Source organism: Paenarthrobacter sp. NPDC056912, from assembly GCF_042786555.1.
Lineage (GTDB): Bacteria > Actinomycetota > Actinomycetes > Actinomycetales > Micrococcaceae > Arthrobacter.
Genome location: NZ_JBHUCD010000008.1, coordinates 98,097 through 118,454 on the forward strand (window position 1 = coordinate 98,097; position 20,358 = coordinate 118,454).

Annotated in this window: 21 protein-coding genes; 6 read left to right on the forward strand and 15 right to left on the reverse strand. The window is 63.6% G+C overall.

All coding sequences use genetic code 11. The features are described from left to right. Positions 1–12: 12 nt before the first annotated feature. The 7 genes from ACFRJ9_RS10870 to ACFRJ9_RS10900 all read right to left on the reverse strand — a co-directional run bounded on the left by ACFRJ9_RS10870 (position 13) and on the right by ACFRJ9_RS10900 (position 5,537). Positions 13–165 (reverse strand): hypothetical protein, encoded by a 153-nt coding sequence (locus ACFRJ9_RS10870; protein WP_377667406.1) that lies wholly within the window; start codon positions 163–165, stop codon positions 13–15. Between the two features lie 19 nt (positions 166–184). Beyond that, positions 185–1,270 (reverse strand): YihY/virulence factor BrkB family protein, encoded by a 1,086-nt coding sequence (locus ACFRJ9_RS10875; protein ID WP_377667655.1) that lies wholly within the window; start codon positions 1,268–1,270, stop codon positions 185–187. Next, complete coding sequence (locus tag ACFRJ9_RS10880) at positions 1,197–1,874, reverse strand: 2'-5' RNA ligase family protein (protein WP_377667408.1); 678 nt, start codon at positions 1,872–1,874, stop codon at positions 1,197–1,199. The genes ACFRJ9_RS10875 and ACFRJ9_RS10880 overlap by 74 nt, the downstream gene beginning before the upstream one ends. A 4-nt stretch (positions 1,875–1,878) precedes the next feature. Continuing rightward, positions 1,879–2,988, reverse strand: coding sequence for a tryptophan--tRNA ligase (gene trpS, locus ACFRJ9_RS10885; RefSeq protein ID WP_377667410.1), 1,110 nt, complete (start codon positions 2,986–2,988; stop codon positions 1,879–1,881). Positions 2,989–3,008: 20 nt separating this feature from the next. Then, complete coding sequence (locus tag ACFRJ9_RS10890) at positions 3,009–3,842, reverse strand: exodeoxyribonuclease III (protein WP_377667413.1); 834 nt, start codon at positions 3,840–3,842, stop codon at positions 3,009–3,011. 10 nt (positions 3,843–3,852) lie between these two features. Beyond that, positions 3,853–4,419 (reverse strand): hypothetical protein, encoded by a 567-nt coding sequence (locus ACFRJ9_RS10895; protein WP_377667415.1) that lies wholly within the window; start codon positions 4,417–4,419, stop codon positions 3,853–3,855. A 65-nt stretch (positions 4,420–4,484) separates the two neighbouring features. Then, positions 4,485–5,537: a LacI family DNA-binding transcriptional regulator gene (locus ACFRJ9_RS10900; RefSeq protein WP_377667418.1), complete on the reverse strand. Its 1,053-nt coding sequence runs from the start codon at positions 5,535–5,537 to the stop codon at positions 4,485–4,487. Between the two features lie 168 nt (positions 5,538–5,705). Here ACFRJ9_RS10900 and ACFRJ9_RS10905 point away from each other — a divergent pair, with 168 nt between their 5' ends. Next, the gene (locus ACFRJ9_RS10905) at positions 5,706–6,785 is read left to right on the forward strand and encodes a C45 family autoproteolytic acyltransferase/hydolase (RefSeq protein WP_377667421.1); all 1,080 of its coding nucleotides are present in this window, start codon (positions 5,706–5,708) and stop codon (positions 6,783–6,785) included. A 67-nt stretch (positions 6,786–6,852) separates the two neighbouring features. Continuing rightward, positions 6,853–8,178: an MFS transporter gene (locus tag ACFRJ9_RS10910; protein WP_377667423.1), complete on the forward strand. Its 1,326-nt coding sequence runs from the start codon at positions 6,853–6,855 to the stop codon at positions 8,176–8,178. 27 nt (positions 8,179–8,205) lie between these two features. On the opposite strand, the gene ACFRJ9_RS10915 is transcribed toward ACFRJ9_RS10910, so the two are convergent. The 8 genes from ACFRJ9_RS10915 to glyA all read right to left on the reverse strand — a co-directional run bounded on the left by ACFRJ9_RS10915 (position 8,206) and on the right by glyA (position 15,661). Then, positions 8,206–9,039, reverse strand: coding sequence for an ABC transporter permease (locus ACFRJ9_RS10915; RefSeq protein ID WP_377667426.1), 834 nt, complete (start codon positions 9,037–9,039; stop codon positions 8,206–8,208). Next, positions 9,036–9,875: an ABC transporter permease gene (locus ACFRJ9_RS10920; RefSeq protein ID WP_377667658.1), complete on the reverse strand. Its 840-nt coding sequence runs from the start codon at positions 9,873–9,875 to the stop codon at positions 9,036–9,038. The genes ACFRJ9_RS10915 and ACFRJ9_RS10920 overlap by 4 nt, the downstream gene beginning before the upstream one ends. A 16-nt stretch (positions 9,876–9,891) precedes the next feature. Then, positions 9,892–10,821 carry an ABC transporter ATP-binding protein gene (locus tag ACFRJ9_RS10925; protein WP_377667428.1) on the reverse strand — a complete coding sequence of 310 codons (930 nt, stop codon included), beginning with the start codon at positions 10,819–10,821 and terminating at the stop codon, positions 9,892–9,894. 87 nt (positions 10,822–10,908) lie between these two features. Beyond that, positions 10,909–11,229 (reverse strand): SHOCT domain-containing protein, encoded by a 321-nt coding sequence (locus ACFRJ9_RS10930; RefSeq protein ID WP_377667430.1) that lies wholly within the window; start codon positions 11,227–11,229, stop codon positions 10,909–10,911. Positions 11,230–11,379: 150 nt separating this feature from the next. Continuing rightward, positions 11,380–12,045, reverse strand: coding sequence for a response regulator (locus ACFRJ9_RS10935; RefSeq protein WP_377667433.1), 666 nt, complete (start codon positions 12,043–12,045; stop codon positions 11,380–11,382). Further along, entirely contained in the window at positions 12,042–13,199 is a 1,158-nt protein-coding gene (locus tag ACFRJ9_RS10940; RefSeq protein WP_377667435.1) for a sensor histidine kinase, read from the reverse strand. Before ACFRJ9_RS10940 ends, ACFRJ9_RS10935 begins: the two co-directional genes overlap by 4 nt. A gap of 115 nt (positions 13,200–13,314) precedes the next feature. Further along, complete coding sequence (locus ACFRJ9_RS10945; protein WP_377667438.1) at positions 13,315–14,208, reverse strand: bifunctional methylenetetrahydrofolate dehydrogenase/methenyltetrahydrofolate cyclohydrolase; 894 nt, start codon at positions 14,206–14,208, stop codon at positions 13,315–13,317. Positions 14,209–14,365: 157 nt separating this feature from the next. Continuing rightward, positions 14,366–15,661: a serine hydroxymethyltransferase gene (glyA, locus tag ACFRJ9_RS10950; protein ID WP_377667441.1), complete on the reverse strand. Its 1,296-nt coding sequence runs from the start codon at positions 15,659–15,661 to the stop codon at positions 14,366–14,368. A gap of 232 nt (positions 15,662–15,893) precedes the next feature. On the opposite strand from glyA, the gene purU reads away from it, so the two are divergent. From purU to mmsA, 4 genes are all read left to right on the forward strand, one after another. Further along, on the forward strand, positions 15,894–16,745 hold the full coding sequence (purU, locus tag ACFRJ9_RS10955; protein ID WP_377667443.1) for a formyltetrahydrofolate deformylase: 852 nt from the start codon (positions 15,894–15,896) through the stop codon (positions 16,743–16,745). A gap of 41 nt (positions 16,746–16,786) precedes the next feature. Next, a complete protein-coding gene (locus ACFRJ9_RS10960; RefSeq protein WP_377667444.1) occupies positions 16,787–17,305 on the forward strand; it encodes a gamma carbonic anhydrase family protein in 519 nt (172 codons plus the stop codon). Positions 17,306–17,472: 167 nt separating this feature from the next. Continuing rightward, entirely contained in the window at positions 17,473–18,663 is a 1,191-nt protein-coding gene (locus ACFRJ9_RS10965; RefSeq protein WP_377667446.1) for an ROK family transcriptional regulator, read from the forward strand. 130 nt (positions 18,664–18,793) lie between these two features. Further along, positions 18,794–20,350, forward strand: a complete 1,557-nt coding sequence (gene mmsA, locus ACFRJ9_RS10970) for a multiple monosaccharide ABC transporter ATP-binding protein (protein WP_377667448.1) — start codon at positions 18,794–18,796, stop codon at positions 20,348–20,350. Positions 20,351–20,358: the final 8 nt, after the last annotated feature.

A 20,358-nucleotide genomic window follows, 5' to 3' on the forward strand; every position in this document is an offset into this window, starting at 1 on the left:
GACCCCGCCCGCTCAACTCTTTCGGGGACCCGCCGCTGCTCCAACCAAGGCTCCCAGGCCAAGTCCGATGAGAATGCCAAGAAACGGAGAATTGAACACCAACTGGCCCACGATCAGGCCCGCCGCTGCACCCAGCAGGCCCGCGATCCACAATTGGTTGTTCATAGCGCCTCCATGGCGACGTTCAGGTGCGGGGCGTCACGCGTCGGGAACCAAGGACCCTCTTACGCGGGCCCTCCCCCGACTCGGCGTCAGCCTCACGAATAGCCGACCAAGACCCCGAGACGAGGTACACCTGGCTGACCAGGTTGAACCAGATCAGCAGGCCGATGATGATGGCAAACGAAGCCAGGACGGGATTATTGCCGGATCGGGCAAGAAGTTCCGTGCTGAACAGCTGGAGGACGGTGGTCCCGAAGCCCGCTAGTAACACGCCTTCGAAGAACGCCCGCCGCCCCAACTTGAGGCCACCTGCGATCCGGAACAAGACTGCCGCCGTCGCGCAGTTCAGGATGAGGGGAACGACGATCTTGACTGTTGCCGCCACCGGCCCAGCCACGGTCTCATCCAGCTTCAGGACGTCGATGAGCCAGTCGGCCGCCGTCCCGAAGATCAGCGACGCACCGGCGCTCACCACCAGCATGACGCCAAGAAGGAGGAGGGTGCCGGCGTCGATAAGCTTCTGCAGGACAGCGTTGCGTTGAAGCGGACCTGCGTTCATGACACCCCGCAGTCCCTCCCTGACACTGGCTATCCAACCGAGGGAAATGAAGACGGTGACAACCGCGGCGATCAGTGCGGTCCAACCCAGTCCCGAGGGGTTGAGCAGGGACTGCGGGTCCACCAGGCCGTCTGATCCGTCCACTTGGAGAAGCCCCGGAGCTGCAGCGGCCACGCTGTCAATCACGGCATCCTGCAGCGCAGGGCTGCCGCCCAGGACAATTCCAGCAACGGCGAAGCCGGTGGTGATCAGACCGGTCACCGAGAAGAACATGTTGAAGCCGATACCGGCGCTCAGCAGGGGTCCATGCTGCCGCGAGTAGTGCTGGAAGGACCGCATGGCCCGGTTGGTGTTCAGCCTGGCCATGAACAAGGCAAAGAAGGCACCGGCCTTCTTCGGCAGGCCTTCGCCGGCGCGCTTGGCCTGGCCCCAATCCTGCCTCTTTCGGAGAAGCTCAAGTTTGAGCTTGGCCAGCTCAGTTGGCAGCGGAGGAGCGTCCGCCTCTGCGGGTTGCATCCGTTTGCTGTGCTTCGTCAGTATCGCCGCCAAAGTCGAGCTCTTCCCGTAGCTGCCAAATTCCATTGGTATCGTGCTCGTAAAGTCCCATGCTAACCACTGGGAAGGTCGCCCGGTAATCTCTGAGGACCGTTTCGGCTTCGTCGAGATTTTCCGTTGCGACATCGTGTGCCACTGTGACATGCGGATGGTACGGGAAGGGAAGCAAACGCTCGAGGGGACCGCTTTGAAGTTTCCCGTGCAACTGCACGCACTCTTCAAAGCCTTCCTCGACGTTGACGAAGACGACAGGCGAGATAGGCCGGAAGGACCCGGTGCCCGAAATGGTGATGGTGAAAGGCTCTTGGGTACGGGCAACTTCACGCACATGATCCCGCGTGGCGGTCCAGTCCAGGGTGGGGGTAGTGGTGATCAACGTGATGTGGGCAGGAATGACGTCCGCCATGGGATCGCCAAAGGATGCCCTCCACTCCTGCAGTTCGCGGGCGATCTCCGGCGGGAACCCGAGGATCACGCCCACGCACATGGCGTCACCGGCACCACAATCAGTGCCGGTGACGGCGGGCTGGCGAGAACCGTCCGGACCCACCCCCTGACGGGGGTCGGACGTGACGTTGAGCTGGCCAGCGGAGCACATGGAGTTAGCGGACTCCCTGGTCCCCGCGGTACGGCAGGAAGCCGACCTTGGAGTAGACGTCGGCGAGGGTGGCAGAGGCAATTTCGCGCGCCTTGTCCGCGCCCAGTGCCAGGAGCCGGTCGAGTTCTGCGGGATCGGCCAGGAGTTCGTTGGCACGTTCACGGATGGGCGCCAGGTGTCCGGAGACGAGTTCGGCGAGGTCCACCTTGAGATGGCCGTACATTTTGCCCTGGTAGTCGGCCACGATCTTTTCGACAGGCGTGCCGCTGATGGCCGAATAGATGGTCAGCAGGTTGGAGATGCCCGGCTTGTTCTCGCGGTCGTAGCGGATCTCGGTCTCCGTGTCCGTCACGGCAGACTTGATGCGCTTGGCCACGATCTTGGGGTCATCAAGCAAGTTGATCAGGCCGGCCGGTGATTCCGCCGACTTGGACATCTTGGCCGTGGGGTTCTGGAGATCGTAGATCTTTGCCGATTCCTTCTGGATGAAGGCTTCGGGGACTTGGAACGTCTCGCCGAACCGGCTGTTGAAGCGGTTGGCCAGGTCCCGGCTGAGCTCGACGTGCTGGCGCTGGTCCTCACCAACAGGCACGCCGTGCGGCTGGTACAGGAGAATGTCGGCGGCCTGCAGGATGGGATACGTGAAGAGGCCGACGCTGGCGTGGTCCGAACCCTGCTTCTGGGCCTTGTCCTTGAACTGGGTCATGCGGCCGGCTTCACCCATGCCCGTGATGCAGTTCAGTACCCAGGCCAGCTGGGCATGCTCCGGAACCTGGGACTGGACGAAGAGCGTGCACTTTTCGACGTCCACGCCACCGGCGATGTACTGGGCTGCGGTGACCCGGGTGCGATGGGCAAGTTCGGCAGGGTCCTGCGGCACTGTGATCGCGTGCAGGTCCGGGATGAAGTAGACGGCGTCGTACTCATCCTGCATGCGGACCCAGTTGACCAGGGCGCCGAGGTAGTTGCCAAGGTGCAGGGAGTCGGCGGAAGGCTGCATGCCCGAAAGGACCCGGTGCTTGGCGCCAGACGCCAGCTTGGTGGAGGTCACAGGGTTCTTTTCGGTTGCAGCACCGGCCAACGTGCCGGTTTCAGTCGTGGTGGAACTAGTCATGGAGCAATACCTTCGGAAGCTTAGAGCCGGTAGTCGACTACCAGCGGTGCGTGGTCAGAGAAGCGGGTGTCCCACGAAGGCGCCCGGTCCACCACAGCCGAGAAGGCGGCTGCTGCGAGACCCGGAGTGGCCAAGTGGTAGTCGATGCGCCAGCCAGTGTCTGTGTCAAAGGCCTTACCGCGCTGGGACCACCAGGTGTAGGGGCCGGCGACATTTCCTGCCAGGCCCCTGTGGACATCCCTCCATCCGATTTCTTCACCGAGGAAGCGGTCAAAGTACGCACGCTCCTCCGGGAGGAAGCCGGCACGCTTGACGTTGCCCTTCCAGTTCTTGATGTCGAGTTCAGTGTGTCCGACGTTGAGGTCGCCAACTACCAGTGCATGGTCGCTGTGCTTGGCGAGCTCCGGCAGCCGGATGCCCATGGCGTCCAGGAAGCGGAATTTGTCGTCCTGCTTAGGCGTGCCAACTTCACCGGAGTGCACATAGGCGCTGACGACGGAGAGCGTGGCGGATTCGCCTGCACTGTCCTTGACGGAAAAGTCCGCCTCAACCCAGCGGCCCGAAGTGTCGAAGTAGTCATCGCCAATGCCAACGCGGGTGGCAGCGGGCTCCTCGCGGGAGGCGATGGCCACGCCGGCACGGCCCTTGGCTTCGGCCTCGGAGTGAAGGATGTACCAGCCTTCTCCGATAAGCTTCCTGACGATGTCGTCAGGCGCCCGGACTTCCTGCAGGCAGAGGATGTCTACCTCGCGAGGCTCCAGCCATTCCGCCATGCCGTTCTTGTAGGCAGCCCGGAGGCCGTTGACGTTGACTGATGCGATGCGAAGGAAGTCCTTCTTCAATGCCGTACTCACCCGCTCTACTCTAGTCGATGATGGTGCCGGCCACGGGCTCGTCCGAGCCACCGGAGGACTTGATCATGTCCCTGGCATTCGTGGCCGTTATGGCGATGGTTTCCAGTGCGCGGTTGATGGTGTCGTGGTTCGCGTCGGCGCCCTTTGCGCGTTCCTCGTCCACCACGCGGACCTGCACCTGGACAATCTTGAACGAATGGTCCAGTTTGAGGTCCCGGACCTCATCGGATTGGCTGCGCTCCGCGACGACCCGCGTGCCGCCGCTGTCAGCGGAGGACGACGACGGCGCGCGGCCGGCTGCCGCGTTGAAGGCATTCTGCGCTTCGGTCAGTTTGGCTCCGGCCCGCTGGGCGGCTTTGCGGATGCTCACGACCACGAAGGTGGCGAGGGCCAACCAACCAAAGGCCACCACCGCGACGACCCACCCGACAACATCGTTCTGGTTGGCCGCGAAGATCACGGCTACCAAGAACGCAATGATGACAACGGTCATCCCCAGGCCGCCGATGCGGAAGCCTTTGAGGGCGCTCTTGCCGGACGGGGACGTGGACGGGTGCGGGTCGCCGAGAGATTGCATGTACCAATTGTCGCAAACCCCGGCAGGTGCCCGTGTCCGCTTCCACGGACGGCGAACAGCCTCGCCTAGGAGCCGGTGCGCGGCTTGGACCTGGCCTTGCCAGGTGTTGTGGATTTGCGCTGCAGGAACCGCGCCGCGAGCAGTACCGGGTCCGGATCCGTTGCTCCGTCCATGACCTCGCAGAGCCGCTGGACCAGTGCCGCGGCGGCAGCAGGAATATCCACGTCAAGGGCGGAGATGGGTGGACGGTGCTGCCGCGAGTGCTCGGAGTCGGACCCCGTGCACACCAGCAGATCCCCCGGAATTCGCACTCCACGCTCCTGCATGGCCTGGGCTACGCCGCTGGCGTGCCTGCCCGTCAGGCAATACACAGCACCGGGCACGCCATCGGCCCAGATCCTGGAGCCCGCTTCACGGCCGCCGTCCACGCCCTCACGTTCAGGAACATGGTAGATCCGCGGTTCCCGGCCGTTTTCCAGGCACCAATCGACGTAGGCTGCCTCGCAGTCGAAGTTCCAGGCATTCCGGTCCGTGCCGCCGACGTAGGCAATCGATCCGGCGCCTGCCAATGCCAGGTGGTCCATGACCATCCGCGTAGACGCGGCGTCGTCATGAGCCACCCAGTTCCGAAAGTCCGGACGGGCCGGGTCCCGATCCCAGGTGACGTAGGGGATTCCGCGTTTCTCCAGCAATGCCACCACCGGGTCATCCAGATGTGGTGCGAACACGATATACCCGTCCAGCGACATGGAGAACGGCGGCAGCGGGCCACGGCTGAGGTCCGGTACCAGCATGAGGCCGAGGTTGCGGTTGAGCGTCTCCGCTGCCGCGGCCCCTGCGAGTTTCATGAAGACATCCACACCGTTGGGGCCGTAGTTGCCCAGGCTGTCCAAAGAGCGGAACACGAGGCCGATGGCATTCATCTTGGAACTCCGCAGCCCCCGCGCCATCGCATCGGCAACGTAGCCCATCTCCGCAGCGACGGCTCGCACCCGTTCCCTGGTGGCATCGCTGATGTTGCCCTTGCCGTTGAGGGAGTGCGACACCGTGGTGATGGAAACTCCGGCCTTGCGGGCCACGTCCCAGATGGTGGCACCGTGCTGAAGTTCGCGGGCCATTGGCTCTCCCTCTGTGGTCACTGTGAGATCTGCCGTGCGAAATCAAGAATAAAACTTTCCAACCAGCTACACAAAAACGTTTTTGTTCCGTACTTTGAGCGTCACAAGTGATCCACATCATCCCGGCGGAAGGCCTCATCCCGCCGGAATGGCCCCTCAAGGAGACCAATGCAGCTTCACCACCACACATCCACCGCTCTCGACCCCCGCGAGCGCGGCTTGGATATCGGCCGCACCTCGGATGCGCAAACACGCACTACCGCAAAGCTCTACAGCGACTTCTTCGCCGTACTCGGCATGGATCCGCAGAAAGTGCGGACCATCGCAGAGCAAAGCCACGAGGCCCTCCGGGATTGGAGCCCTGCGCTGGCGGAGGAAGCCGAGGGCTGGGCCCACGGCGCCGGACTCGAAACATGGGAGCTCGCGATTGTGAATGCCCGCACGGAAATCCTGGCAGCCGCACCCAAGAAGGCAGGCTCCCATGAATGCTCGACGGCGGTCTACGCTCCTGCCGGTACCGGCTCACCGCAGACCCTGCAGACCTGGGACTGGCACGGCGACCTCGCACCCGATGGCCTGCTGCTTGAGCTGACTCCCGCTCCGAGACGGACCACCAAGACGTTCACTGAATTCGGAACGCTGGGGAAGATCGGCGTCAATAGCGAGGGCCTCGGCCTGCACTTCAACATCCTTGCCCATGCCAGTGACAACAGCTCCGGCGGCGTGCCGGTCCATGCCATCGCCCGGCGCATCCTTGACGAAGCCTCCAGTATCGATGACGCGATCAGCATCGCCTCGTCGGCGAAGGTGAGCGCCTCAACGGTTTATTCGGTGTTCACAGCTCACAGCACCCCACGCCGGGCCGTCAGCATCGAGGTCTCCCCCGCAGGCACCGCCGTCGTGGATGCAGGCAGCGACGGCTGGCTGCTCCACACGAACCACTTCCTCGATCCGCGCCTGGCACAAGATGATGCAATCGACGACGGCGCGTTGTCGCCCCAGCGCCTGGCCCACCTCGGGCAGGTGCGGGCGGAATTGGCCGGCTTGGATGCCCGAGCCCGCGCTGAGCGGTTCTGCTCTACCCAAGGAGCGTCGTCGGTGGTCTGCTTCCATCCCGATGCCGCCGTCCCCCGGCATGAACAGTGGCAGACGCTGCTGACCATCAGCGTCAATGCAGGCGACTGTTCCCTCGAATACGCACCGGCCAACCCCGCCGATGCCGCCGTAACCGGCTTCCAAACGTTCTGAAGCTCATCCCTTCTGAACCTCATCGCCCGCACCATCCCCCAACAAATCCCCAACGAAAGGCACCCCCTTGCCGCAATCCCTTCAGCCCAATGTTGCGCTGGAACCGCACGACTCGCACGCCAAGCGTCCCGTGTCGGCACTGCGCACCTTCTTTGTCTCCTGCTTTGGAACAGCCCTGGAGTTCTACGATTTCACGATCTACGGACTGGCAGCTGCCCTGGTGTTCCCGCAAGTGTTCTTCCCTGACCTTGACCCCTTGACCGGAACGTTGGTGGCGTTCGCATCCTTCGGCGCCGGATTCCTGGCCCGGCCGCTCGGTGGCATCGTCCTGGGGCACTTCGGTGACCGACTGGGACGCCGAAGGATCCTGATACTGACACTCCTGCTCATGGGCGGCAGTACATTCCTGATCGGCTGCCTCCCCGGTGCGGATACGATCGGCTCTGCGGCGCCCATCCTGCTGATTGTCCTGCGGCTTGTCCAAGGATTCTCTGCCGGTGGTGAGTGGGGCGGTGCGGCTTTGGTGGGAATCGAATCGGCACCCGAGGGCCGACGCGGTCTTTGGGGCAGCTTCACCAGCATGGGCATCGGGCTCGGCGTGCTTCTGGGCTCAGGCGTGTTTTCCCTGACGGACGCCATGGCCGGTGGAGAAGTGGCCGGCTTCGCGTGGCGGATTCCTTTCTGGATCGGCGGGTTGTTGGTGGTGGCCGGACTCGTGGCCCGGTTGACCCTCCCCGAGGACCAGCGACCGTCATCGGCTGTGACACCCCGCATTCCGCTGCTGGCGGTCATGAAGTCGCACCCGCGCCGGATCCTGATGTCCATTGGCGTCAGCTACGGCTACAACACCTTCACCTACATCGCCACGGTGTTCCTGATGTCCTATGTGCTCCAGCACGGGTACACGAGCAGCGAATCGCTGCAGTTCCAGCTGTGGGGTGCCGTAGCCAGCGTCATCTCTGCCCCGCTTGCGGCGATCCTTTCCGACAGGATCGGCCGTAAGCCGGTGATGGTGGGCGGTGCGGTAATGCTCATCATCTACTTCCTGGCGTTTTTCCCGTCCATTGAGACCCACACCGGGTGGCTGGCCCTGCTGATGTTTACGTTGGGCGGCGCGCTCAACACCGTGCCGCAGGGACCCCTGCCTGCCTTCCTCGGCGAGCAGTTCCCGGCAGCCTCCCGCTACTCGGCCATTTCGGCCAGCTACCAGATCGGTTCCGCACTCGGTGGCGGCACAGCGGCCACCGTGGCCACGGCATTGCTGATCGCCACCCATGGCGACCCGATCGGCGTCGTGATCTATACGGTCTCGGCGCTGGCAGTGATGGGCCTGTGCTCCTGGGGTCTGCGCGACAACGCCAAGCTGACCATGGCTGAGATAAAGACCGCCTAGAACCGACGCGGGCTGCGCCGGCAGTTCCTACTTCAGGAACAGCTGGCGCAGCCTTCCGGTGGTGAGCATGATACCGAGCGCAATCATCACCACGTAGTAGCCCACGTGGATGGCGGTGGCCGGACTGAACGAGCCCACGCTGATCTGCCGCAGCAACTCCACGCCGTGCCACAGGGGCATGGCCTGGATGAACCACTGGATGACCTGCGGGTAGACGCTGAGCGGGTAGAACGTGGCGCTGAACAGGAACATGGGCAGCAGGAAGAAGTTGATCCAGTCCATCTGCTGGAAGGTCTTCATGAAGCTGGTGATGCCCATGCCGAAGCTCGCGAATCCGAATGCGATCAACACTGACGCCGGAATGACCAGGATGGCCCACCAACTGGTCAGCAGCCCCATCACGCCCATGACGGCCGTGAAACCAGTGGCATACAGCAGGCCGCGCAGGAGGGCCAGGAAGATCTCGCCAATCGCCACATCCAACGGACCTAGGGACGTGTACAGCATTCCCTGGTAGAGCTTGGCGAAGTTCATTTTGAAGAAGACGTTCCACGTGGAATCGTAGATGGCCCCGTTCATTGCCGAGACGGCCAGCAGCGCAGGGGCAATGTACGCCGCGTAGCTGATCTCCTCGCCGCTTGGCCCCTGGACCGTGCCCACAATCGAGCCCATGCCCACGCCCATGGCCAGCAGGAACAGCACCGGCTCGAAGAACCCGGACACCATCACCAGCCACGTACTGCTCTTGGCTGCCATAAGTCCACGGCCCACAACGGCCTTGGCATTGCGGGAGTACAGGGAACCGAACTTCCGCTCGCGGGCAAGGTCCGTGGCGCTGTGGCCACCTGTCAGGACACTCATGAGCCCATCCTTTTCACGAACTGGCGGCGGACCAGCACCCAGCCCGCCGTGGCTGTGACCAGCAGGAACACCACGTGGGTGATGGTCAGTAGCGGGTCCTGGTCCATGCCGTAGGTGAACACGCGGCCCAGCTCGGTTCCATGCCAGACCGGAGAAATCCAGCCGATCCACCGAACCGCCAGCGGCAGCGAATCCAGCGGGAAGAACGTCCCCGAGAACAAGAACAGCGGCATCACGATGAACCGTTGCACCAACGCGAACTGCCCCTTGTCCTGGGTGATGCTCGCGGCGTAGGCCATCAAGGGCAGGCCAAAGCTCAGCGCAGCCACCGTTGCGACGATGGCCGATACCCAACCCCACGGACTCGGTGAGGCGCCAAACATGGCCACCACCACGAAGTAGACCACCGATTGCAACAGGAACCGCAAGGAACTGGCCATGATGTGGCCACTGGCGATCTGCTGTGGAATCAACGGCGAGGCATGCGGACCGTAGAACACCCGGCGCCATTTGAAGCCATCCATGATGGGGTACGAAAACTCCCCGGACGCGGTCATCACCGCTGCGGATACCAGCAAGGCGGGCGCCACGAACTCCAGGTAGCTGACGCCACCGAATGCGGCCTCGCTGTTGGCGTCCACCAGGCTGGCCAGGCCAACTCCCATGGCGAACAAATAGGCCACCGGCTGCCCCACGCTGTACAGGATGACGGACCAGCCGTAGTTGCGCATGACTCGCAGCACCTGCTCCGCGTAGAAGAAGGCACCCCAGCGGCGCGCGCGGGCAGCCGAAACCTCAGGTGAGTGGGCCCGCAACGGCCGCTCCGCCGTCGTGATTGGTCTATCAGCGCCGCTAGTCAACGAGGCTCCTGCCCGTGAGCCGGAGGAACACGTCCTCCAGCGACGAGCGGCGCACCAGCGAGGTCATCGGGCGCAGCCCCCGCGCGGAGACCTGCTCCAAGGCCGCTTCGCCGTCGTGCGTGTAGATGAGCACACGGTCAGGCAGCGTTTCCAGCCGCTCGCCTATGCCTTGGAGTTCGACGCCGATGGTCCCGTTCCGCTCGGATCCGAACCTGAGCTCCAGTACTTCGCGCGACGAGTGCTCCCGGATCAGGCTGGCCGGCGAACCTTCGGCCATGATGCGGCCCTTGTCCACCACGATCAGGCGGTCGCAGAGTTGCTCGGCCTCGTCCATATAGTGCGTGGTGAGGATGAGAGTCACACCGCTTTCCTTGAGCCGGAAGAGCCGGTCCCACAGGATGTGGCGGGCCTGCGGATCAAGGCCGGTGGTGGGCTCGTCGAGGAGCAGGATCCGTGGCTCGTTGATGAGCGACCGGGCGATGGTGAGTCGCCGCTTCATGCCGCCGGAGAGAGCGTCCACCTTCGAGTTGGCTTTGTCCGTCAGCTGCGCGAATTCCAGGAGTTCGTCGGCCTTGGGCCGCAGGTAGCTCAACGGCAAACCGAAGTAGCGCCCGTACACGATCAGGTTTTCGCGGACCCTCAGTTCTTCGTCCAGGTTGTCCTGCTGCGGGACCACCCCCAGGTGCGCCCTCACTTCGGGGCCGTGCGATTCGGGGTCCAGGCCCATGATGGTGAGCGTTCCGGACGTGCGCTGGGAGACGCCGCCGATCATTTTCATGGTGGTGGACTTGCCGGCGCCGTTGGGGCCCAACAGGCCGAAGGACTCCCCCGCGGGTACGTCGAAGGAGATGTTGTCCACGGCGGTGAGGTCACCATACGTCTTGGTGAGGTTCCGCGCGCTGATAACGGTTGGTCGGTTCATTTGGGCAGACTAGCCCAACTGGCTGGCATTAGTGGTTGTTCTGAGCCCCCAAAACAACCACTAATGCCAGCCAGTTGGGTGTGCACGTCAGCTGCTGGGCTGCGAGCGCAGTACCTCCAGTCGTTGCCGGAACTCGGTCTCGTCAATCTCGCCGCGCGCATACCGCTCCCGCAACACGCCCTCGGCGCCTTGGGTTGCGGCCCAGTGGTGGTTGCGGCGCCACGTCCTGCGGCCAACAAAAATGAACAGCCCGATGACGAGGATCCAGAACAACGGGAACAGCAGGAAGAACGGCCAGAAAGCCCCGTCTCCCCAAGGACCATGCGCGGCGACGGCGGCCGGCACCTGTGCCAGCGCTCCCCCAAACGTGGCGGCCTCCCCGGCCATTGAAGTCAATGCGGTGAACATGTCAGTGATCCAAACTCTCTTCGCCGGCGCTCGGCGTGAACCGTCTTTCGGCTCTGGTTCGAGTCTTCCCGCGGACGGCCTCTGGGGCGTCCGCCGTGGGGAGTCACCTTGGGCAGCATGTGTACTCCGTCAGGAGTCGGCCTTGGCGTGTCAGCTGCTCCAGCCCGGCTTCACCAAGCCGGATTCGTAGGCGAGGACCACCAGTTGCGAGCGGTCACGGACCATCAACTTGGTCATGATGCGTGAAACGTGGGTTTTGGCCGTCAGCGGCGTAATGAAGAGTCGTTCAGCGATCTCAGCGTTATTCAGGCCCTCGCCCACCAGCGCCAGGACTTCGCGTTCACGGTCGGTCACCTGCTCCAGCGGGATCACCTTGGCTGCAGCCCTGCTTTGTGACGCTAATTGGGCCATGATGCGCCGCGTCACCGAGGGTGAGAGAAGTGCGTCGCCGTCGTCGACAACCCGGACGGCGCGGATGAGCTCAGCCGGTTCAGTGTCCTTGACCAAGAATCCCGCAGCCCCTGCCCGCACGGCCTCGGCGATGTACTCGTCGAGCTCGAAGGTGGTGAGGATGATGACCCGGGTGCCGGCGAGCGCGGTGTCTGCGAGTATCCGGCGGGTGGCGGAGAGGCCGTCCTCATCAGGCATGCGGATGTCCATCAGGATGACGTCCGGCTTGTCCCGCATGGCCAGGCGCACGGCGTCCCTGCCCGTGCCGGCTTCACCTACAACTTCCATGTCCGCCTCGGCGTCCAGGAGCGCGCGAAAGCCCGCCCTGATGAGCGTTTGGTCGTCGGCGAGGAGGATGCGGATCACGGGAGGGTTCCTTCTTGTTGAGTCGGGAAGGTCGCTTCGACACGGAGGCCCGGTTCCAGTTCATACAAGGTGAGGGTCCCGCCCAAGGCGGCAGCCCTCTCCCGCATCCCCGTGAGGCCGTTGCCGGGGAGCGCCTCACCCAGGCCCGCGCCGTCGTCGTCTATGGTCACGGTGAGCGCCCCGGCGGTTTGAAGGACACGCACGACGGCGGACCGGGCACCTGAGTGGCGGCCGACATTGGTCAGTGCTTCCTGGACGATCCTGTAGGCGGCCTCCTGCTGGGCGGGACCGATGTATTGGTGGTCCGAATCGTCGTGGAGGCTCACGATCAGGCCGCCCAGCTCAGCGTTCTTCACCAGCTCGGGGATACGATCCAAGGTGGGCCGCGCGGCCGGGGCCAGCGGGACATCCTCGCGCAGCACGCCCAGGAGCTGGCGAACCTCGGTCAGCGATTCCTTGCTGGCGGCCTTGATGGCTTCCAGGGCGGGCCTGAGTTTCTCCGGATCATCGGCGCCCACATGCAGGGCCACCGATGCCTGAACGTTGATCATGGACAGGGAATGAGCCACCACGTCATGGATATCGCGGGCCAGCGTGAGCCGGTACTCGTCCCGCTCAGCTTTCCGGGCCACCTCGCGGCGGCGGCGATACTCCGCGAACCGTTCGCTCCGCCGTCGGAATCCCTGCCCCAGCAATACCAGGATCACGGCCCAGGCCACTCCCGCGGAGGCGCGGAACGTCCAGCCGTCGTCGCCGGCAAATGCCGTGCCAGCCACTACCGCCGCGGCCGCCACGCCCGCACCCGTCCAGGCTTGCCAGCGGAGTCCCGCCGCCGCGGTCAGGAGGATGGACAGTGCAAGGGACAACACCACCGGCCCCCACGCGTAGCCCAACGCCACATACGCTCCCGTGGCAAGGAGTGCTACTGGGAGCATGACGTGCGGAGCACGTTTCCTGAATGCCAACCCGGCCGGTCCGGCGAGTAGCAGCAGGATCGCAAGCGCGTCCAAGGGCCGCGGCGCGTCCTGATGACTCGCCGAAAGCAGCGTTCCCACCACCTGGATCACGGCCACCGTGATGACGATGAAGCTCGTGGGAGGACCCGCGAACCGGCGCGCACCTGGAATTCGCTGGGGTCCAAGTGAGCGGGGCATACACCGAGCCTAGCTTTGGTGGGGGCCGATCGTCGTCGGGTTAACGGAGCAGGGCGCCTACTCCCGGAGGAGTAGGCGCCCTTGCTTTTGGTCTCTACGAGGCTCTTGGTCTCGGCTACGCGATGCCGGCCTGGCGCTCAGCGCTCTCCACGACGTTCGCCAGCAGCATGGCGCGGGTCATCGGGCCTACGCCGCCCGGGTTCGGGGACAGCCAGGCGGCGACGTCGGCAGCTGCCGGGTCCACATCTCCGGTGACAACAGCCTTGCCGTTGCCGTCGTCCACGCGGCTGACACCGACGTCGAGCACGATCGCGCCAGGCTTGAGGTCTTCAGCCTTGATCATGTGCGGCACACCGGCGGCAGCAATCACGACGTCGGCCTGCTTGAGTTCTGCCGGCAGGTCTACCGTTCCGGTGTGGGCGAGGATCACCGTGGCGTTGACTTCCTTGCGTGTCAGCAGGAGGCCGATGGGGCGGCCGATGGTCACGCCGCGGCCAACCACGAGGACACGCTTGCCCTTGAGTTCGATGTTGTGGCGGCGCAGCAGTTCCACACAGCCCTTGGGTGTGCAGGGCAGCGGGGACTTCATTTCACCGTTAACGTTGGCCACCAAGCGGCCAAGGTTCATGGGGTGCAGGCCGTCGGCGTCCTTCTCAGGGTCCATGGCTTCCAGGATGACGTCCTGGTCGATGTGCTTGGGCAGCGGAAGCTGGACAATGTACCCGGTGCATTCCGGGTTGTCGTTGAGCTCGCGGACAACCGTCAGGAGGTCTTCCTGGCTGATGTCCTCGGGGAGGTCGCGGCGGATGGACTGGATGCCCACCTCGGCGCAGTCCTTGTGCTTGCCGCCGACGTACCATGTGCTGCCGGGGTCGGAGCCCACCAGGATGGTTCCCAGGCCGGGGACGATGCCCTTGGCGGCCAGGACGGAAACGCGAGTGGTCAGTTCTGCCTTGATGGCTGCGGCGGTGGCCTTGCCGTCAAGGATCTGTGCGGTGGACTGTGTCATTCCATCTGCTCTTTCTGGTGGGTGACCTATTGGTGAGAGCCTTTGGCAGGCTCATGCCAACGGGACCCGCCACCATTTGCGCGGCGGCAGATCCCGTTGGCTCCGGTTCAGTGCCCGGTTAATGCTGTTTACTGCTTCTTGCTCTTAGCGAGGCTGTTTACCACTGCTCGTGCTGCGGGTACAGCGGGAAGTCAGCGGCGAGTTTGTCGACGCGTGCCTGAAGGGCTTCGACGTCGGTGGCGGAGCCCGCCTTCAGCGCGTTGGCGATGATCTCGGCAACCTCGGTGAACTCCGCGGCACCGAACCCGCGGGTAGCCAGCGCGGGCGTACCGATGCGCAGGCCGGAGGTGACCATCGGCGGGCGGGGGTCGAACGGAACAGCGTTGCGGTTCACGGTGATGCCCACCGAGTGCAGGAGGTCTTCGGCCTGCTGGCCATCCAGCTGCGAGTTGCGCAGGTCAACGAGGACCAGGTGAACGTCCGTGCCGCCGGTGAGGACCGAAACGCCGGCCTCGGCAACGTCGGCCTGGTTCAGGCGGTCAGCGATGATCTTGGCACCCTCGAGGACGCGCTCCTGGCGTTCCTTGAACTCTTCGCTGCCGGCGATCTTGAAGGCAACGGCCTTGGCTGCGATGACGTGCATGAGCGGGCCGCCCTGCTGGCCCGGGAAGACGTTGGAGTTGAGCTTCTTGGCCCACTCCTGCTTGCCCAGGATCACGCCGGAACGCGGACCTGCGAGGGTCTTGTGCACCGTGGAGGTGACGACGTCGGAGTACGGGACCGGGCTCGGGTGCAGGCCGGCTGCCACCAGTCCGGCGAAGTGTGCCATGTCGGTCCAAAGGAGTGCGCCGACCTCGTCAGCGATGGAGCGGAAGGCAGCGAAATCGAGGTGGCGCGGGTACGCGGACCAGCCGGCAATGATGACCTGCGGCTTCTCGGCGATGGCCTGCTCGCGGAGCTTGTCCATGTCAATGCGGAAGTTGTCTTCTTCAACCTGGTAAGCAGCTACGTTGTAGAGCTTCCCGGAGAAGTTGAGCTTCATGCCGTGGGTCAGGTGGCCGCCGTGTGCCAGGGACAGGCCGAGGATCTTGTCGCCCGGAGTGATCATGGCGGAAAGTGCTGCAGCGTTTGCCTGGGCACCGGAGTGCGGCTGGACGTTGGCGTACTCGGCGCCGAACAGTTCCTTGACGCGGTCGATGGCGAGCTGCTCAGCGACGTCGACGTATTCACAACCGCCGTAGTAGCGGCGACCCGGGTAGCCCTCGGCGTACTTGTTGGTCAGGACGGAGCCCTGGGCTTCCATGACAGCGCGGGGTGCGAAGTTTTCGGATGCGATCATTTCCAGGGTGCCGCGCTGGCGGCCAAGTTCCTGGTTGAGGACTGCTGCGATCTCGGGATCGAGATCGGCAAGCGACTGGTTGCTGACAGACGCGGAAGTGGTTGTGGTAGTCACGGAGATCTCCTGGCTAGGCAACGGGTGGTGCTACAGGTCAGGCTACCGGCAGCAGCATTCCCGCGTCCCCTTGTTTACGGAGGCGTCGGTCACGTGCAGCGGTAAGACATGACCCTCGGCCCAGGCGTACGATCCGTGGTCTTCGTGATTGCCGCTCCCTGGTGGTATTCCACCCAACGCCAGTTGCGACCCATTAACAGTACAACAACGCAGCACAGGTAGGCTTGATCGTGTGACTGACTCCACCGCTTTCGTAGTAACACTGTCCTGCCCCGACCGCCCCGGCATCGTCCATGCGGTAGCCGGCGCCCTTCTTGGGGCCGGTTGCAATATCGCCGATTCCCAGCAGTACGGAAGCCCCAGCACAGGCAACTTCTTCATGCGCGTGGAGGCTACGACGTCGTCCTCCCAGGACGAACTGGCCACTGCCCTGCGGCCGGTCGCCGAATCCTTCGGCATGACCTGGCAGATCAACCCCGTCGGCCAGAAAGTCCGCACCATCATCCTGTGTTCCAAGGATGCGCACTGCCTCAACGACCTCCTGTTCCAGCAGCGCGCCGGTACCCTGCCAATCGACGTTCCGGCCATCGTCTCCAACCACCGCGACCTCGAGGAACTGGCCGAGTTCTACGGCATCCCGTTCCACCACATTCCCGTCACCGCCGACACCAAAGCGCAGGCCGAAGCCGAGCTCCTGAAGCTGATCGCCGAGCACGACGTCGAGCTGACCGTCCTGGCCCGGTACATGCAGGTCCTCTCCAACGATCTCTGCACTGAGTTGAACGGCAAGGCCATCAACATCCACCACTCGTTCCTGCCCTCCTTCAAGGGCGCCAAGCCCTACCACCAGGCGCATGCCCGCGGCGTGAAGATCATCGGCGCCACCGCCCACTATGTGACGGCCCACCTCGACGAGGGGCCGATCATCGAGCAGGAAGTCATCCGCGTGGACCACGCCCGCACGGCTGCCCAGTTCGTCCAGATGGGCCGCAACGTGGAGGGCCGAACCCTTGCCCAGGCTGTGCAGTGGCACGCCGAACACCGCGTGCTGCTCGACGGCACCCGGACTGTGGTTTTCAACTAGCACCACTGCCTGAGCCGTCTGGTCCAACTAGGCTGGGCTCCATGGCTCCCTCTTACACGTTTGCCGGGGACACCCCGGCCATCCACGAAACCGCCTTCGTGGCACCCACTGCGTCCATCATCGGAAAGGCCACGTTGGCTGAGGACTCCAGCGCTTTCTACGGCGTCTCCGTCCGCGCAGATACGGCCGCGATCAGCGTGGGCGCGGGCTCCAACCTGCAGGACAACGTAGTCCTGCACGCCGACCCCGGCTTCCCCTGCACCGTGGGAGAGCGCGTCTCCGTGGGGCACAGCGCAGTGGTCCACGGGTGCACAGTGGAGGACGACTGCCTCATCGGGATGAGCGCCACCATCCTCAACGGCGCCGTCATCGGATCAGGCTCGCTCATCGCTGCCGGTGCCGTGGTTTTGGAAGGAACGGTGATCCCGCCGCGCTCCTTGGTAGCAGGCGTACCCGCCAAAGTCCGCCGCGAACTAACGGACGAAGAGTTCGAGGGCGTCAAGCACAACGCTGCCCACTACAAGGAACTCGCCGCGGCGCACCGGGAAATGCACGCCTAACAACGAATGCCAGGCCTGCTCTGCGTCTTAACCCATGGGTTTGGGACGCAGAGCGGGCCTCACAACGCGCAGACGAGGCAATTCATGCGTTGGAGTATGTCGGGCAAGCTTGACTCCTTGTGTTCACTTCTTGACTGCAACGTCTCTTGTGAGGCAATCTTCTTGTCATGCCCGCTACGCAGCGCTCAACGAAGAGCCAACCAAGAAAACCCGGCTCGCAGTCCGCGCTCCGCCACCTCAATCAACAGCGCATCATCGAATGCTTGTTGAGTGGGCCCTCCACGCAGGCTGAACTCTCCCGGCAGACCGGGCTCTCCACGGCCACAGTGTCCAACATCGTGAAGATCATGCAGGACGCAGGCCTGGTTTCCACCGAACCCATCACCAGCTCCGGACGCCGGGCAACCAACGTAAGGCTGAACAGCAACGGTGCCGTCGCCGTCGGAATCGACTTTGGCCGCCGCCACCTGCGTGTGGTCCTCGCATCGCTGGGCTATCACGTCATTGCCGAGGATTACATCGAGTTGCCGCTGGGGCACCAAGCCGAAGAGGGCATCGCGGCAGCCGTCCGCCTTCTCGCGAAACTACTCGACGAAAACAGCATCGACCGCAGCGCCGTGGTGGGGGCGGGTGCGGGCATTCCCGGACCCATCGACCGGCGAACAGGCACAGTGGCACAGGGGGCAATCCTCCCCGAATGGGTGGGCATCGACATCCTCCATCGCCTTGAGGAAGCCCTGAACTGCCCCGTTTTCGTGGACAACGACGCCAATCTTGGGGCTCTCTCCGAAGTGACGTGGGGACCTCACAGCGGAGTCTCCAACCTGATGTTCCTCAAAATCGGTTCCGGCATCGGCGCGGGGCTGATCCTCAACGGCTTCCCCTACTACGGCAACGTGGGAATCACAGGAGAAATCGGCCACGCAACCATCCATGAGCACGGACTGGTTTGCCGCTGCGGGAACAGGGGTTGCCTGGAAACGATAGCGTCCACCACCACCATGATCGAACTGCTGGGGCGCGGCCAGGACAGACTCCTGACACCCCAGGACATCGTCAGGAATTGCCTTGCCGGCGACTCCGCCACCCAGCGGGTGGTGGACGACGCCGGCCTTGCCGTGGGACGCGCACTGGGCAACGTTTCCAATCTGATCAACCCCGAAGTGATCGTGGTGGGCGGCCCTCTCGCAGGCCTCGGCGATCTCCTCCTGGACCCCGTCCGCCGGGGCCTGGTGAGGCACGCAGTACCCGTGGTGGGCGAGACGACTCACCTCGCCATGTCCTCCCTCGGGGCACGTGCCGAAGCCCTCGGAGCGGCCGCATTGGTGTTCCAACACGCCGGTATTACTGGTAGGTAACGAAATCGTTAGCTGGTTCTTGCGTTCAAGTCTTGACGACAAGATGGGTGATCCAGTTTACTTTTTCATCAGACAGCTCCGCCATTTGGGGAGCCGACAACGAAGTCATGCATTGGAGGCGTAAGGGCTGATGACATCCCTCGACACGCAAGGTGAACCCATCCTTTTGGAGATGCGTTCCATCACGAAGGAATTCCCGGGTGTGAAGGCCTTGTCGAATGTGAGCCTGCGCGTCATGGCCGGCGAAATCCACGCCATCTGCGGCGAAAACGGCGCCGGGAAATCCACGCTCATGAAGGTCCTCTCCGGCGTCTACCCCCACGGAAGCTACACAGGCGACATCGTGTACCAGGCCGAAACCCAGCAGTTCAAGGACATCCGCGCAAGTGAAGCGGCAGGCATCGTCATCATCCACCAGGAATTGGCGCTGATCCCCGAGCTCTCCATCATGGAGAACATCTTCCTGGGGAACGAACCCACCAAGTGGGGAGTGATCGACTGGGCAGAAGCCCGCAAGCGTTCCCTCGAACTCCTGGCACGCGTTGGCCTGCGGGAGGATCCCGATACCCCCATCAAGGAAATCGGCGTCGGCAAGCAGCAGCTGGTGGAAATCGCCAAGGCGCTGAACAAATCCGTTCGCCTGCTGATCCTGGACGAGCCCACCGCGGCCCTGAACGAATCCGATTCCCAGCACCTGCTGGACCTGATCCTGGGCCTCAAGGGCAAGGGCATCACGTCGATCATCATTTCCCACAAGCTCAACGAGATCGAGCAGATCGCCGACGAGATCACCATCATCCGCGATGGAAAGTCGATCGAGACGCTGAACGTCAAACGGGATGGCGTGGACGAAGACCGCATTATCAAGGGCATGGTGGGCCGGACGCTCGAGTCCCGTTTCCCGGACCATGAACCGAAGCTCGGCGAAGTCTTCTTCGAGGTCAAGGACTGGACGGTGGGTCACCCGCAGATCCAAGACAGACTGGTCTGCAAGGGTTCCAACTTCTACGTTCGCCGCGGTGAAATTGTTGGCTTTGCCGGTCTCATGGGAGCCGGGCGCACGGAGCTGGCTCGATCCCTCTTCGGACAGTCCTATGGTCGCTTCATCAAGGGCCAGGTCTACAAGGACGGCAAGCCGGTCCACCTCCGCAGCGTCCGCGCCGCCATCGACGCCGGCCTCGGCTACGTCACCGAAGACCGCAAATCGCTGGGCCTGAACCTGCTCGACGACATCAAGACCACCACGGTCGCCGCCAACCTCCGCGCTATCAGCAAATACTCGGTGGTGGACACCCGCAAGGAATTCTCCGTAGCGGAGGAATACCGGAAATCACTGCGCACCAAGACCCCGTCCGTGGAAGAAGGCGTAGCCAAGCTCTCAGGCGGCAACCAGCAAAAAGTGGTTCTTGCCAAGTGGATGTTCACCGACCCCGACCTCCTGATCCTGGACGAACCCACCCGCGGAATCGACGTCGGCGCAAAGTTCGAGATTTACGGCATCATCCAGAGGCTGGCCAACCAAGGCAAGGGAGTGATTGTCATTTCCTCGGAGCTTCCTGAGCTCCTGGGCCTGTCCGACCGTATCTACACCATTTTTGAAGGCGCCATCACCGGCGTCCTGGACAAGAACGAAGCAAGCCAGGAAAGCCTCATGAAGCTCATGACTTCCGCCCGCAAGACCGCCTGACCGTTGGC

Bases quoted from the DNA above. Each gene is read 5' to 3' on its own strand.
- ACFRJ9_RS10870 (WP_377667406.1), bottom strand. From the start codon at position 165: ATGAACAACCAATTGTGGATCGCGGGCCTGCTGGGTGCAGCGGCGGGC.
- ACFRJ9_RS10880 (WP_377667408.1), bottom strand. From the start codon at position 1,874: ATGTGCTCCGCTGGCCAGCTCAACGTCACGTCCGACCCCCGTCAGGGG.
- trpS (WP_377667410.1), bottom strand. From the start codon at position 2,988: ATGACTAGTTCCACCACGACTGAAACCGGCACGTTGGCCGGTGCTGCA.
- ACFRJ9_RS10895 (WP_377667415.1), bottom strand. From the start codon at position 4,419: ATGCAATCTCTCGGCGACCCGCACCCGTCCACGTCCCCGTCCGGCAAG.
- ACFRJ9_RS10900 (WP_377667418.1), bottom strand. From the start codon at position 5,537: ATGGCCCGCGAACTTCAGCACGGTGCCACCATCTGGGACGTGGCCCGC.
- ACFRJ9_RS10905 (WP_377667421.1), top strand. From the start codon at position 5,706: ATGCAGCTTCACCACCACACATCCACCGCTCTCGACCCCCGCGAGCGC.
- ACFRJ9_RS10915 (WP_377667426.1), bottom strand. From the start codon at position 9,039: ATGAGTGTCCTGACAGGTGGCCACAGCGCCACGGACCTTGCCCGCGAG.
- ACFRJ9_RS10925 (WP_377667428.1), bottom strand. From the start codon at position 10,821: ATGAACCGACCAACCGTTATCAGCGCGCGGAACCTCACCAAGACGTAT.
- ACFRJ9_RS10930 (WP_377667430.1), bottom strand. From the start codon at position 11,229: ATGTTCACCGCATTGACTTCAATGGCCGGGGAGGCCGCCACGTTTGGG.
- ACFRJ9_RS10940 (WP_377667435.1), bottom strand. From the start codon at position 13,199: ATGCCCCGCTCACTTGGACCCCAGCGAATTCCAGGTGCGCGCCGGTTC.
- ACFRJ9_RS10945 (WP_377667438.1), bottom strand. From the start codon at position 14,208: ATGACACAGTCCACCGCACAGATCCTTGACGGCAAGGCCACCGCCGCA.
- ACFRJ9_RS10960 (WP_377667444.1), top strand. From the start codon at position 16,787: ATGGCTCCCTCTTACACGTTTGCCGGGGACACCCCGGCCATCCACGAA.
- ACFRJ9_RS10965 (WP_377667446.1), top strand. From the start codon at position 17,473: ATGCCCGCTACGCAGCGCTCAACGAAGAGCCAACCAAGAAAACCCGGC.
- mmsA (WP_377667448.1), top strand. From the start codon at position 18,794: ATGACATCCCTCGACACGCAAGGTGAACCCATCCTTTTGGAGATGCGT.